General features: G+C 62.1%; 11 protein-coding genes and 1 tRNA gene. 4 read left to right on the top strand and 8 right to left on the bottom strand.

Annotated elements, in window-relative coordinates; genetic code table 11:
* Positions 1–24 precede the first annotated feature (24 nt).
* Genes AC1C2Q_RS00060 through polA form a run of 4 tightly spaced genes read right to left on the bottom strand, consistent with a single transcriptional unit; the run spans position 25 to position 6,747 of the window.
* Positions 25–1,374, bottom strand: a complete 1,350-nt coding sequence (locus tag AC1C2Q_RS00060) for an MFS transporter (protein WP_495448534.1) — start codon at positions 1,372–1,374, stop codon at positions 25–27.
* Positions 1,371–2,396 (bottom strand): LLM class flavin-dependent oxidoreductase, encoded by a 1,026-nt coding sequence (locus tag AC1C2Q_RS00055; protein ID WP_495429028.1) that lies wholly within the window; start codon positions 2,394–2,396, stop codon positions 1,371–1,373. The genes AC1C2Q_RS00060 and AC1C2Q_RS00055 overlap by 4 nt, the downstream gene beginning before the upstream one ends.
* Before the next feature lie 5 nt (positions 2,397–2,401).
* Positions 2,402–4,078, bottom strand: coding sequence for a DUF885 domain-containing protein (locus tag AC1C2Q_RS00050; RefSeq protein ID WP_495448533.1), 1,677 nt, complete (start codon positions 4,076–4,078; stop codon positions 2,402–2,404).
* A 35-nt stretch (positions 4,079–4,113) separates the two neighbouring features.
* Positions 4,114–6,747 (bottom strand): DNA polymerase I, encoded by a 2,634-nt coding sequence (gene polA, locus AC1C2Q_RS00045; protein WP_495448532.1) that lies wholly within the window; start codon positions 6,745–6,747, stop codon positions 4,114–4,116.
* A 72-nt stretch (positions 6,748–6,819) separates the two neighbouring features.
* Between polA and AC1C2Q_RS00040 the strand changes: the two genes are divergently transcribed.
* Complete coding sequence (locus tag AC1C2Q_RS00040) at positions 6,820–7,215, top strand: hotdog fold thioesterase (protein WP_495431661.1); 396 nt, start codon at positions 6,820–6,822, stop codon at positions 7,213–7,215.
* A 29-nt stretch (positions 7,216–7,244) separates the two neighbouring features.
* On the opposite strand, the gene AC1C2Q_RS00035 is transcribed toward AC1C2Q_RS00040, so the two are convergent.
* Both AC1C2Q_RS00035 and AC1C2Q_RS00030 read right to left on the bottom strand, forming a co-directional pair.
* The gene (locus tag AC1C2Q_RS00035; RefSeq protein WP_495429025.1) at positions 7,245–7,781 is read right to left on the bottom strand and encodes a GNAT family N-acetyltransferase; all 537 of its coding nucleotides are present in this window, start codon (positions 7,779–7,781) and stop codon (positions 7,245–7,247) included.
* The gene (locus tag AC1C2Q_RS00030) at positions 7,781–8,398 is read right to left on the bottom strand and encodes an ANTAR domain-containing response regulator (protein WP_495429024.1); all 618 of its coding nucleotides are present in this window, start codon (positions 8,396–8,398) and stop codon (positions 7,781–7,783) included. Before AC1C2Q_RS00030 ends, AC1C2Q_RS00035 begins: the two co-directional genes overlap by 1 nt.
* Positions 8,399–8,501: 103 nt before the next feature.
* On the opposite strand from AC1C2Q_RS00030, the gene AC1C2Q_RS00025 reads away from it, so the two are divergent.
* Both AC1C2Q_RS00025 and AC1C2Q_RS00020 read left to right on the top strand, forming a co-directional pair.
* Positions 8,502–8,584, top strand: a tRNA-Leu gene (locus AC1C2Q_RS00025).
* 503 nt (positions 8,585–9,087) lie between these two features.
* Positions 9,088–9,933: a helix-turn-helix domain-containing protein gene (locus AC1C2Q_RS00020; protein ID WP_495448531.1), complete on the top strand. Its 846-nt coding sequence runs from the start codon at positions 9,088–9,090 to the stop codon at positions 9,931–9,933.
* Positions 9,934–9,994: 61 nt separating this feature from the next.
* On the opposite strand, the gene AC1C2Q_RS00015 is transcribed toward AC1C2Q_RS00020, so the two are convergent.
* Together AC1C2Q_RS00015 and AC1C2Q_RS00010 are read right to left on the bottom strand one after the other, a co-directional pair.
* A complete protein-coding gene (locus AC1C2Q_RS00015) occupies positions 9,995–10,837 on the bottom strand; it encodes a transposase (protein ID WP_495448530.1) in 843 nt (280 codons plus the stop codon).
* 38 nt (positions 10,838–10,875) lie between these two features.
* Positions 10,876–11,478 (bottom strand): helix-turn-helix domain-containing protein, encoded by a 603-nt coding sequence (locus AC1C2Q_RS00010; protein WP_495448529.1) that lies wholly within the window; start codon positions 11,476–11,478, stop codon positions 10,876–10,878.
* A gap of 957 nt (positions 11,479–12,435) precedes the next feature.
* Here AC1C2Q_RS00010 and AC1C2Q_RS00005 point away from each other — a divergent pair.
* Positions 12,436–12,861 (top strand): HIT family protein, encoded by a 426-nt coding sequence (locus AC1C2Q_RS00005; RefSeq protein WP_495448528.1) that lies wholly within the window; start codon positions 12,436–12,438, stop codon positions 12,859–12,861.
* Positions 12,862–13,063 lie beyond the last annotated feature (202 nt).

Genomic DNA, 13,063 nt, shown 5'->3' with positions numbered 1-13,063 from the left:
TATGCCCGCCCTGGGCGCAGAAGCTCATCGGTCATCGAGTGCCTGACCACGTCTATCCACGAGACCCCAGGCAGCAGCAGCCGCAATAACAAAGAAGACCGCGAATATGACGAACAGCAGGGGCGCTCCCCCTGCTGCGAGCAGCACCGGAACCAACAGCGGAGCGATGATCGACGCGATTCGGCCGACACCGGCGGCCCATCCAGAGCCGGTCGCGCGCAACGATGTGGGGTAAATCTCGGGTGTTACCGCGTATAGCGCGCCCCACGCGCCGAGGTTGAAGAACGACAGCGCCATACCGGAACCGATGATCGCAGCATCGCCGCTGGCAGTGCCGAACAGCACCGCGGATACTGCCGAACCCACCAGGAAGACCGAGAGAGTCAGCCGTCTTCCCCAAACTTCGATCAGCCAGGCGGCAACGGCATAGCCGGGAAGCTGGGCGAGGGTGATCACCAGTGTGAAGCCGAACGAACGCACCAGATCGTACCCGGCATCGACCAGAATGCTCGGTATCCAGATGAATGCTCCGTAGTAGGCGAAGTTCACGCAGAACCAGACCAGCCAGATGCACAGGGTACGCACCCGAAACTCGGTTGACCACAGCGCGCGCAGGCGTGCCGCCGTGGTGACCGCGATCGCTCGAGAGGCTGGCTCTTTCCGGATCGCGTCACCGCTGACAATCCCCGCATCCGCTTCAAAGCTCGCGACAATTCGTTCGGCTTCCGCAATGCGCCCGCGAGAGGCGAGCCAACGAGGTGACTCGGGCAGCCCCCAACGTACGATGAGTGCGTACACCGCTGGTACCGCGCCGAGAGCGAATGCCCACCGCCAACCATCGTCGGATGCCGGGATCACGAAGTAGCCGATGAGCGCCGCCGCTGTCCAGCCGACGGCCCAGAAGGCTTCGAGGATGACAATGAGGCGACCGCGGATGCGTGCCGGCGCAAACTCGCTGACATACGTCGACGCGACCGGAAGCTCTGCCCCCAGTCCGAGACCGACAAAGAACCGCAGCACCAGCAGGATCGCGACACCCCCGGCCAGCGCGCTCGCACCCGTGGCGAGCCCGTAGATCAACAGAGTCACCGCGAACACTTGCCGCCTACCAAAACGGTCTGCGAGCAGTCCGCCGAGGCTTGCACCGAGCGCCATTCCGATGAAGCCGACTGAGGCGATCCATCCGCTCTCTGCCTTGGTCAGATCCCACTGTTGAGCCAGCGCCGCCAGGATGAAGGAGATGAGCCCGACATCCATCGCGTCTAGGGCCCAGCCCAGACCGGAGCCGGTGAGCACGCGCGCGTGTCGGCGTGTGAAGGGCAGATCATCGAGGCGTGCGGCTAGAGATGACCTGCTCGGCACCGTGTTCGTCATGAGAGCAGCTCCCTCACGCGCGGAATCACCTCAGTGCCATACAGCTCGATGCTGCGCATCATCTGCTCATGCCCCAGCGTTCCGGTTGCGTACTTCAGATCGAACCGGCCGATACCCAGAGTGCGTACGGTCTCAGCGATCTTCTGCGCCACACGCTCTGGAGAGCCGGAGTAGATTGCGCCCGCTGGTCCGACATCATTCTGGAATCGCGCACGACTGTACACAGGCCAGCCACGCTCTTTCCCGATTGTGTTGTTCATCGCTTCGAACCCCGAGTATGCGGCATCCCAGGCTTCCTCATCGGTGGAGGCAATATGGCCGGGTGAGTGCACGGCGATCGGATGCTCCGGCGTCCCGAACGTGGCGATCGAGCGGTGATAGAGCTCTACGAAAGGCTTGAACCGTACAGCGGGTCCGCCGATGATTGCGAGCATGAGTCCGAGTCCGTGCCGTGCGACCCGCACCACTGATTCTGGGCTTCCGCCGACGCCAACCCAGGTGCGCAGCCCGTTCTCGGTCTTCGGGAACACCTCGGCATTCTCCAGTGCTGGCCGCATCGTGCCTGACCACGTGACTGGCTTTTCCTTGAGCAACTCGACGAACAGCTCCAGCTTCTCCTCGAAAAGCGCTTCATAATCACGCAGATCGTAGCCGAACAACGGGAACGACTCGGTGAAAGAGCCGCGACCCAACACGACCTCGGCACGGCCGTTGGAAACAGCATCCAACGTCGCGAAGCGCTCGTACACCCGCACTGGATCATCAGACGAGAGCACTGTGACGGCGGTACCGAGCCGGATGCGGTTGGTGCGTGACGCGATCGCTGCCAGCACCATCTCGGGCGCGGACACCGCGAATTCGACACGGTGATGTTCCCCGACCCCGAAGAAGTCGATCCCGACGGAGTCTGCCAGCTCTGCCTGTTCGACGATGTGGCGAATTGTCTGGGATGCAGGCATCAGATTGCCCGCGACATCCTTCGTGATGTCGCCGAAGGTGTCGAGTCCGAACTCGATATCCATGTGTCCTACTTCGTCAGGAGTGCTGTGCGCAGCGTGTCGAGTCCGACGCCGCCGAGATCGAGCGCGCGCTTGTGGAATTGTTTGATGTCGAAGGCGTCGCCCTGCTGCAACTGGTAGTCGTCGCGGACTCGTTCCCAGATGCGTTGACCGACCTTGTAGGACGGAGCCTGACCTGGCCAGCCGAGATAGCGGTTGACCTCGAACTGGACGAACTCATCCGACATGTTGACGTTTTGACGCATGAAGTCGAGCGCATAGTCGGCGTCCCAGACGCCGGTGCCGTCGAGGCGTGGCTTTCCGAGGTGCACGCCGATGTCGAGAACCACTCGTGCGGCGCGCATGCGCTGGCCGTCGAGCATGCCGAGGCGGTCGGCCGGGTCATCGAGGTAGCCGAGCTGCTGCATGAGACGCTCGGCATAGAGGGCCCAGCCCTCAGCGTGACCGGAGGTGCCAGCGAGCAGACGGCGCCAGGAGTTCAGCTCGGCACGGTTGTACACCGCCTGACCGATCTGCAAGTGATGACCGGGAATGCCCTCGTGGTAGACCGTGGTGAGCTCGCGCCAGGTGTCGAACTCTGTGACACCCTCTGGCACCGACCACCACATACGTCCAGGACGTGAGAAGTCGTCGGTCGGGCCGGTGTAGTAGATGCCGCCCTCTTGCGTGGGGGCGATCATGCATTCCAGCGTGCGAATCTGCTCGGGAATGTCGAAGTGCGTGGCGCCGAGTTCAGCAACCGCACGGTCGCTGGTCTCCTGCATCCAGCGCTGCAGTTCTGCGGTGCCGTGCAACTTGCGTGAAGGGTCTGCCTCGAGGTGCGCGACGGCCTCTTCGACGGTCGAGCCGGGAAGGATCTCATTCGCGATCGCGGTCTGCTCAGCGACCATGCGCGCGAGTTCCTCGCGACCCCATTCGTACGTCTCATCGAGGTCGATCTCAGCACCGAGGAACCGTCGGGAGTTCAGGGCGTAGAGGTCACGGCCGACGGCGTCGACATCGGATGCTGCCGGTGCGAGCGTTCCGGTGAGGAAATTGCGCAGCTCGTCATAGGCGACCCTGGCAGCGTTCGAGTTGTTGGCCAGGTCACGTGCGAGGGATGCCGGAAGCTCGCCCTCGTCGAGTGCCGCTCCAGCGACGAAAGAGGCAAAGAATCCGTCGTCCGCGGTGTACCGGACGATCTGGTCGGCGACCTCAGCGACCTGGCGCCGCGCGGGCACAACGCCCTGACTGATGCCTTCCCTCAACGTCGCGGTGTAGCCACGCAGCGCATCGGGGACGGCGGAGAGGCGCTTAGCGATCACTGACCAGTCGTCAACCGTCGACGTCGGCATGAGGTCGTATACCTGCCGGATGTCTTGCACGGCAGATTCGATGACGTTGATGTCGCGCAGATGCCACCGCGCCTCCTGGTACTCCAGCGCGAGCTTCAGTTCGCTGCCCAGATCGGCCTTGGTGACGTCGTCTACGGCGTCGACGGGTGCCGTGGCCTGGAGCGCGTTGAGTGTCTTCTGCACTTCGGCGGCGTACTGCTGCTGTCCGTCCGGGCTGAGATCGCCATAGCGATCGTTCGCCTCATTGCGGCCAATGTACGTGCCGAGCGTGGGCGCTAGAACAGAGAGCGTGTCGACCCACTCTTCTGCGACCTTGTCGATCGCGGTGGGGGTGCGAGGGGTAGTCGTCATCCCCTCAGCGTAGCGCCGCACGTGCATCCGAGCGCTTAGTGTGCCGCCTCGTTCCAATCACGTCCGCGGCCGACTTCCACGTCAAGCGGCACCGATAGCTCGGCGGCATCCGCCATACGGGTGCGGACGATCTTCTCGGCCTGATCCCACTCCCCAGGTGCGACTTCGACAACGAGCTCATCGTGGATCTGAAGCAGCACACGGGAGCGCAGATCTGCTTCCCGCAGATCGCCGTGGATGTGGTTCAGCGCGATCTTCATGATGTCAGCGGCGCTGCCCTGGATAGGCGCGTTCAGCGCGGCGCGTTCGGCGTTCTCGCGCAGAACGCGGTTCGGGCTGTTGAGGTCGGGGAACGGGCGCCGTCGGCCGAAGATCGTCTCGGTGTAGCCGTCTTCTTTCGCCTTCACGACAGATGCACGCAGATAGTCGCGCACAGCGCCGAAACGGGCGAAGTACTCCAGCATCAGCCTCTTGGCCTCGGACTGTTCGATGCGCAGCTGCTTCGAAAGTCCGAAGGCGCTCAGACCATATACCAGCCCATAAGACATCGCCTTGACCTTGGTGCGCATCGCGGAGGTGACCTCGGCCGGCTCAACGCCGAACACCTTCGCGCCGACGAACCGGTGCAGATCTTCGCCGGAGTTGAAGGCTTCGATCAAGCCCTCATCACCGGAAAGGTGCGCCATGATGCGCATCTCGATCTGCGAGTAGTCGGCGGTGAGCAGCGTCTCGTAACCTTCGCCCACTTGGAACGCGCTGCGGATACGACGGGACTCTTCAGTACGAACGGGAATGTTCTGCAGGTTCGGGTCGGTGCTGGAAAGACGCCCGGTCTGGCTGCCCGTCTGGACATACGTCGTGTGGACCCGGTGGTCATCGCGGATCGCGGTGTCGAGCGACTCGATGATCTGTCGCAGCTTGGTCGCTTCGCGGTGCTGCAGCAACAGATTGAGGAAAGGATGCGGGTTCGTTTCCTGCAGATCAGCAAGCACGGCGGCATCCGTCGAGTAGCCGGTCTTGGTCTTACGAGTCTTGGGCAGCTGCAGGTCTTCGAATAGCACCTCTTGCAACTGCTTCGGCGAGCCAAGGTTGAACTCGCGGCCGACGAGCGCGAACGCTTCGGTCGCGAGACCTTCAGTGCGGCTGGCGAGTTCGCCCGAGAACGTCGAGAGCACTTCATGCGAGACGGCGACGCCTGACTCTTCCATGACCGCGAGGGCAAGGAGCGTCGGCAACTCGATGTCGGTGAGCACGGTCGCCACAGGTTCTGGCAGATCGTCCCGCAGCGCAGCGGCGGCACGCAGCGTGAACCATGCTTCCTGCGAAGGTGTTGCGCCGTCTGTCTCTGGTACCAGCTGCGAAGGGTCAGCTTCGGGGAGCTTCTCATCGAGGTAGCGGCCAACGAGATGCGCGAGGGTCTTGTCGGGGAAGCTCGGACGCAGCAGCCATCCGGCGAGAAGCGTGTCGTAGCTCAGACCGCCGAGTTGGATGCCAACACGCAGCAGCGCCTTCACCTGCGGCTTCGCGTCGTTGAGCACCTTCAAGCTGTCGGATTCGAGCCACGAACGTAGCGCGTCGGCAGCGCCTTCGCTCCAGTCGCTCTCGTGAAGCTCCGTCAGGCTCGCGACGCCGATTCGCGAAATCACACCGCCGCTCGTGACAAGGGTGAGGCCCAACTCGTCGCTCTGCGCGGCGAGCCACTGAGCCAGGCCGGTCGCGTTCGATTCGACAGGCGACGGCATCTCAACGGCCGGCTCGTCGTGGACAGCCTCGTCACCGGCACCGACTGCGTCGAACACGCGAGGCAGCAGGGTGCGGAACTCCAGTCGCGCGAAGATGTCGCGGACTGCCTGCGCATCGATCGGCGCGACCGCGAGGTCGGCAGGTGCGAGCGGGAGTTCGACGTCGGTGAGCAGGCGGTTGAGCTTGCGATTTCGGCGCACGTCATCCATGTGCTCGCGGAGGTTGCCGCCGACGACGCCCTTGATCTCTTCGGCGCGATCCAGCAGCTCATCGAGGCTGCCGAACTGTGTGAGCCACTTGACGGCTGTCTTTTCTCCGACTTTCGGTACTCCAGGGAGATTGTCGCTGGTCTCGCCTACGAGCGCAGCGATATCGGGGTATTGCTCGGGGCGAACGCCGTAACGTTCTTGAACCGTCGCGGGGTCGTAGCGCTTGAGCTGCGAGACGCCCTGCACCGACGGGTAGAGAAGGGTGACCTTGTCGTTGACGAGCTGGATCGTGTCACGGTCGCCAGAAACGACGAGAACCTCATAGCCCTGCTCAGCGCCCTGCACGGAAAGCGTGGCGAGAATGTCGTCTGCCTCGATGCCTTCTTTGGTCAGAACCGGGATCGACATTGCGGCCAGGACATCCTGCAGGATCGGAACCTGCCCACGGAACTCCTGAGGTGACTCGGAGCGAGTCGCCTTGTACTCGGGATACTCATCGGTGCGGAACGAGTGCCGTGACGTGTCGAATGCGATCGCCATGTGAGTCGGACGCTCGGCCTTGATCAGGTTCACGAGCATCGACAGAAAGCCATAAATGGCATTCGTGTGCTGATTGTCCTTCGTGGTGAAGTTCTCGACCGGCAGTGCGAAGAAAGCACGGTAAGCGAGCGAGTGGCCGTCAACGACCATGAGGGTAGGCTTTGCGGAGTCCGTCACACTGCCAGCCTAACGAGGACGACGGACACCCGCTGAGGAGGACACGTGAGCGAGACCATCGAGACCCCTGAGATGCAGTGGGTGATGCAGCGAGGTATGGGCGCTCTGGCAGAGAAAATGGGGATCCGGTTCACGGAATTCACTATTGAGCGCGCAGTTGCAACCATGCCCGTCGAAGGCAACACGCAGCCGGTGATGCTTCTGCACGGCGGTGCTTATGTGGTGCTCGGCGAATCACTGGGATCTATGGCCGCCAATCTGCACGCAGGTGCCGGTCGACTCGCGGTCGGCGTCGACATCAACGCCACGCACACGCGTTCCGCGACCTCAGGACTCGTCACGGGCGTCTGCACGCCGATTCACCTGGGTCGCAGCGTCGCAGTGCACGAGATCGTCGTGTTCGACGATCAAGGCCGTCGCTGTTCGACGATCCGCATCACGAACATGATCAAGGATCTTCCCTCCTGATCGAGACGCGATCTGGCGAGGAGAGCTGACTAGTCCACGAGGATGCGCTGGAACAGCAGGTGGTCCTGCCACTCCCCCGCGATCCGAAGATACTTCGGTGCCATGCCGATCTGCTCGAAACCGTTGCGCAGAAGAACCCTCTGCGACGCCGCGTTGTCGATGAGGGTGCTGGCCTGCAGCCGGTGGAGTCCTAGTTCATCGCGCACATGCGCGATGACGCCCTCAACGACTCTGCTCATGATGCCGCGGCCGGCGAGCGATGCATCGATCCAGTAGCCGAGATCGGCACTCTCGAACGCGCCGCGGACGACGTTGGCGACGTTTGTGACACCCATCACACGGCCATCGGTTGCGCTTAAGACGAAACGGGCCGCGCGTCTGTCTGCGACATCGCGGAGCGCGTCAGCAAGGATCTCTTCCTGTCGCTCCGCGGTGTAAAAGGAATCATCCCGCAGTGGATCCCAACGTGCGAGGTGCTCGCGATTCGCATCGTATGCCGCAGCCAAGGCTGCGCCATCACCTGCTTCGATGGCTCGAAGACGGATGCCGTCGCCGAGGTCGAGCACTACTTCTTGGGCGCGAGCTGCTCGATGATCGCCTTGGCGACATCCTGCATTGTCAGGCGGCGATCCATGGACGCCTTCTGGATCCAGCGGAACGCCTCCGGCTCGCTGAGGCCCATCTTCTCGTTGAGCAGGCCCTTGGCCCGGTCAACGAGCTTGCGGGTCTCGAAGCGCTCGACCATGTCGGCGACCTCTGCCTCGAGCGTGATGATCTGCTCGTGGCGGGCCAACGCGATTTCGATCGCAGGAAGTAGATCGTTCGGCGTGAACGGCTTGACGACGTACGCCAGCGCACCTGCCTCGCTCGCGCGCTCGACAAGTTCTTTCTGGCTGAATGCGGTGAGCAGCACGACCGGAGCGATGTTCGCCTTGTGCAGTCGCTCTGCGGCACTGATGCCGTCGAGCAGTGGCATCTTGACGTCCATGATCACCAGATCGGGGCGCAGTTCGGTTGCGAGGGCAACCGCCGTTTCACCGTCACCAGCTTCGCCGACGACATCGAAGCCGTTGTCGCGGAGGATCTCGACGATGTCGAGTCGGATCAGCGATTCGTCTTCGGCGACGACAACGCGTCGCGGGGCGGATGCCGTGGGCTGCTCAGACAGTTCTTGCTCGGTCACAGTTCTATTCTAGTGGGCCGTGGCTGCGGCGCAGTCCCAGGAACCCGCCGCACACGCATGACCACCCCTCACTCTGCGCTAAAGTCGTAGACGCAACACGCTTGCCGGCGTGGCGGAATGGTAGACGCGGAGCACTCAAAATGCTTTGTTCGAAAGGACGTGTGGGTTCGACTCCCACCGCCGGCACTTGAATCGTAATCAGGGCCGTTGACTCGTAACGAATCAACGGTCCTGATTACGATTCACGACAAGTGGTGGGACGCGTGTTGGTTTCCGTGTTGGCTGACACGTTCAGCGCGAAAACACAAAACTCCGGTGACTAGTGGCCTGCATCAGCGCGAAACATGGTCGACCCTGCTCCCCCTCCGGCTCCAGGCACATAGCCGGCGGGAAGGCCGTGATGCACGAATCGCCGTGCACTCCTCCTATGAGTTGAGGAACTCAACCCTTCGCCTATCTTGGTGCGACTCGGGATAGCCCTTCGAGAAGTCTGTGCCGGCGCCGCGTACATCGTTGATATGAGAGTCAGCACCGCAGAATCTACGCTCGCACCGCCATGGACAGCCGCAGATCACACAAACGATCAGAGGGCTCTTGATCGAACCTCCCAAGAGTTCGTGCGTCCGCGCATAGAGGTTCCGATTGCACCTGAGCCCAGTGGCAACAACCGAACCCATCGCGAGGCGCCCATGCCCATCAATGACCTGACGAAATCGAATATTCGCTTCCGTCTCAAGAAGTCCTTCGGCTCCTGGGAAGTTCGATACGGGTATCCAGACGGCTTCGGGCCAGCATCCCCGAGCCGTTCATTTCGCGCGCGGAAGCAAGCGGAAGCGTACGGACGAGTCCTTGCAACGCTCGGCGCAGCCCGCAGCGAAACGGTTCTCTCCTGCCTGCAGACGGGCACCTCATTCCGCGACATACTGCGCCAAGTGCACGCGGCCAACGTCATCGATCCCGTTAATGCGCTTCTCCATACATTCGGCGAACCCCCAGTGACAGCCGCGGAGTTCGCGCGGGCGCCTCGTCAGCCACGTATGACCATCAATCGGTCGATGGCGCCGATTGCTGTGCGCACCGCGCATGGAAGGAACATGAACAACCTTCTTGTTACGTCCTGCGCTTCGATGGCCGACACGTTCGTGCAGGACTCGTTGGCAACCTACCTTCGGGTAGATCGACGTTTCATCGGCGATCTGACCCGCCAAAAGGCGCTTCCCGCTACAAAGACGGGCAAGCAATGGTCGTACACGGGCGCGGACGTGCGCGCCTATCTCGAGAGCCAGGCGAACGAACTTGCCCTTGTCTCGCTCGTCGATAAACGGGCACTGTTCACCGCGCGCGAGTCCGAAATGGTCGCTCACCTTCCTGATCTCGTCACAGTAAACGAAGCAGCTGACGTCCTCGGGTTCACAGAAGACCACATAAACGTACTCTGTCGTCGGGATAGCCTTGCTGGAACCAAGGTGGGGCGCACTTGGGTTGTCGCACGCTCGGGTTTGGCCGCATTCCTATTTTCCCGAACCACTTCGTGAACCGCTCGCTAGAAGCACTCAGACATCTGAGTCCGAATCGTGACTCAGGATTGTCGTTGGCTCAAAGCGCCGAGCGCGCGTCATTCACTGTCGATTCGGCGTCGCGCACAAGGTCATCTGCTTCTGCAGCGCGGCCAGCCGTCTCTTCCGCGGCTGATCGCGCATTGTCTTCGTCGCTTCTCGCCTGTTCGAGCTCGGCTTCAAGCTCCTCGAGGTTCGCGGCCAGCCGACGAAGGTCAGCGTCTGCGGCTTCTAGCGCTTTGTTCGCCTTTGCCTGCTCGCGCTTCGCACGATTGAGTTCTCGCTCGGCCGCTTGAAGGACCTTTTCCGCTTCGCGCTGCTCCCGACGTACGCGCACCTGATCGGCAGGAGCCTTGACGGGCACTGCCTTGCGCTCCGGTGCCCCGCCGCCGAGGACCGTGTCGAAGTCGATCAGGGAATCGCTTGATGGTTCCAGTTCGCGAAGGAGCCTTCCCGAGGCGACAGCGGCCGCGGCATCCGGGTCGAAGAACGCCGCTGTAATCGTCTGTTCAACGCTCTGCACCGTGGCGTCCGCGACCCGCCACCCCTGGGCCGTCGACAGCGCAACTGCTTCCTGCGCGAGCTGACGGGTCAGCGTGCGCCGTTCACTCCCGAGCTTTGAGAGCGTCGGTGCATCGAGGCCCTCCTGCGCGTCGCGGAGGTCCGCGGCCAACTGAAGCACCTGTCCGAGCCGGTCAGCACGCTCCTGAGCGAACAGGTTCACGACCGCTGCGGTAATCGACGGCTTCCGCAGCGACCGAATCTGCTCGGCTAGCTCCCGATCCGAGGACTGTTTCGCGCGCGCGTTTCGCTCGGCGACGAACTCGGAAGGGGGAAGCGTGTAAAGCTCGGCGGCGACCTCAGCCAGGGAAGGATCTGCCATCGCTCCACCAATCGGGCTATCAGTCCACACGCGCGGGTCTACATGTACGAGAGATCGGCCACCAAGTGAACGATAGTGTGTCGATCCATGCCAGCCTCGAGCCGCTCCTTCGGCGACCGGTCCCCTAGCTTAGGGTCCGCAGTTGTCATCACCAGCTGAATATCGAGCGGGAGATAGTCGCGCGGAAACGCAGGGAGGATCTCACGCAAGCCCGGCACGACCGTGCCCGCCTTAGTGAACTGCCAGCGCGGATAACCTGCTTGCCCATCGACCTCACCGGCAGCCATGATGTCCCCCTTGTCGGCGAGTTCACGCACCTCTGCCGGAGTGACGCCAAGTATGTCGGCAACATCTTTCGTCGATCTCAGTGTTTGCGCTGTTTCTTCAGCGAGGAAGGTCTCTGAGTACAGCAGATATAGGGCGTTCTGCTGCGCGGCCTCAGCCAAGAACACTTCGGCGGGGATGCCGGCCGTCCGAAGGAACGCCAGCTCGGCGTCCGTCGGTGTCTCCGCCGATTCCATTTCCGCCAGCACGTCGAGCACAGTAGCGACGTGCTCTTCGGGAACTCCACGCTCGCGAAGAGCACGGACGAAGCCGTCAAGGCCACTGCGCTCGGGCTGAAAAGAAACCGAAGTACCCATACCTGATGATACGAACATCAACCCGCCGCCGACAGGAACAATTAGCACAACCACCTACGTCGGGCGGTCCGGAGACCGAGGCCGCTGGCTGCGGCCTTCCTCCCCGAGTGAGGGGCGATTCGCGCTACGGCAGGAACACTCCCCCGTCGCTCCACCGCACCAGCGCACGCTCCCACTCTCCTTCAGACAAAACCACATCCGCCGCCAGCACTCCCCTGACATATACCGCACCCGCCGTAAACCCGCCGATCCGGCAGGCAGCGACAGGACAGACGTCAAAACGCCGCCCATGCCCTCCCTGGGGGAAACGCTAAAGCACCCCTCGAGCGCCTCCGAATCATCCTCATCAGCAGTCGCCGACAGGTGGCGAATCGCAAGGATCCCCGAGTAATCCGCCGTGTACGCGAACTGCACACGCGAACGGGCGTGCACATCAACGTTCCACACCCGTGAGCGATCCTCCCTCTCCTCGTCAGTGAATCCATCGTGAAACAGCAGCGCCATGATCTTGTTCATAGCCGCTCTATGCGCGACGAATGCGAACAGTCTCCCCGGGACACCACGGTCACACGATTCGAGATGCCTCGCCTCTCGCACGCTACGCGCGACCTTCGTGGCGCACACGCTCGCAGGGGTAAATGAGAACCTGATGCCCCTCGCTACATCCCGACCGACAATCATCGCAAGAGCGCACGAATAGCAGCTTCAAACCGCGCTCTCTGGCGTCTCACAACTAAGAGCTTGCACTCCGATACGACCAAGAGGTTGTGACACATCGTTTAAGACTCGATCGCACCGGGTGATCTCCGGAATTACCCTCCAACGGGTGAATCCGTGGTGAGACGTCTCGTATCCGTAGAGTTGAGAGACACTGGATTACTGATTGACGTCTTGCTGCTCTTCAACTGGCGCTAGCTGCTTTCAAGTGGCGCTTCACGACTATGGAAGAGTTGGCGGATGGATCCGGATGCGTGCGTTTTTTGTGAGCTGTTGAGCGGTCAGAGAGAAGTAACGTGGGTGGCGCGACGCCCCGGAGCCTCAGCTTTTCTCCCCTTGGCGGATGGGCGCCTCGCCAAGGCGCATGTGCTCGTCATTCCCGACGAGCATGTAGTCGGTATCCAGGACGCTTCATCCCAAGCACTCCAGGCCGTCGTCCTGTTAGCTCAAGAGGTCGCCCAAGCGATGGCAGTCTCCATCGGAGCTCAAGGCGTGAATCTTCTTAACGCTAGTGGTGATGGTTCGGATCAATCTGTGCCACATCTGCACCTACATGTAGTCCCTCGGTGGAGCGGCGATGGCTTGGACACGTGGCCCTCGACTGTTTCCGAGCATGCGCTCGAAGATCAGTGGCTTAGCTCGCTGCGCGCAACCATAGAAGCCTGACGATCAAGGTTCCGACGGACGCACCGCTGAACGCTGCGCGCATGAGCGAAGGCCTGCCGAAAAGCGCCTAAGCCTCGCAGCGCCCACTCCAGGTGTCTCGTAACCCTTCCTGTCTCGCGACCGGCGAGTTCAAGCGGTGTCTGCAACACCGATTTGATTTGTTGGATTTGAGAGTAGCGCGGCAAGGACTTCTGCGGGCGTG

The sequence above is a fragment of the Microbacterium sp. Y356 genome (assembly GCF_059445355.1).
This window is presented reverse-complemented; position numbering and strand designations above follow the sequence as displayed.

Bases quoted from the DNA above. Each gene is read 5' to 3' on its own strand.
- AC1C2Q_RS00060 (WP_495448534.1), bottom strand. From the start codon at position 1,374: ATGACGAACACGGTGCCGAGCAGGTCATCTCTAGCCGCACGCCTCGAT.
- AC1C2Q_RS00055 (WP_495429028.1), bottom strand. From the start codon at position 2,396: ATGGATATCGAGTTCGGACTCGACACCTTCGGCGACATCACGAAGGAT.
- AC1C2Q_RS00050 (WP_495448533.1), bottom strand. From the start codon at position 4,078: ATGACGACTACCCCTCGCACCCCCACCGCGATCGACAAGGTCGCAGAA.
- AC1C2Q_RS00040 (WP_495431661.1), top strand. From the start codon at position 6,820: ATGCAGTGGGTGATGCAGCGAGGTATGGGCGCTCTGGCAGAGAAAATG.
- AC1C2Q_RS00020 (WP_495448531.1), top strand. From the start codon at position 9,088: ATGCCCATCAATGACCTGACGAAATCGAATATTCGCTTCCGTCTCAAG.
- AC1C2Q_RS00015 (WP_495448530.1), bottom strand. From the start codon at position 10,837: ATGGCAGATCCTTCCCTGGCTGAGGTCGCCGCCGAGCTTTACACGCTT.
- AC1C2Q_RS00010 (WP_495448529.1), bottom strand. From the start codon at position 11,478: ATGGGTACTTCGGTTTCTTTTCAGCCCGAGCGCAGTGGCCTTGACGGC.
- AC1C2Q_RS00005 (WP_495448528.1), top strand. From the start codon at position 12,436: ATGGATCCGGATGCGTGCGTTTTTTGTGAGCTGTTGAGCGGTCAGAGA.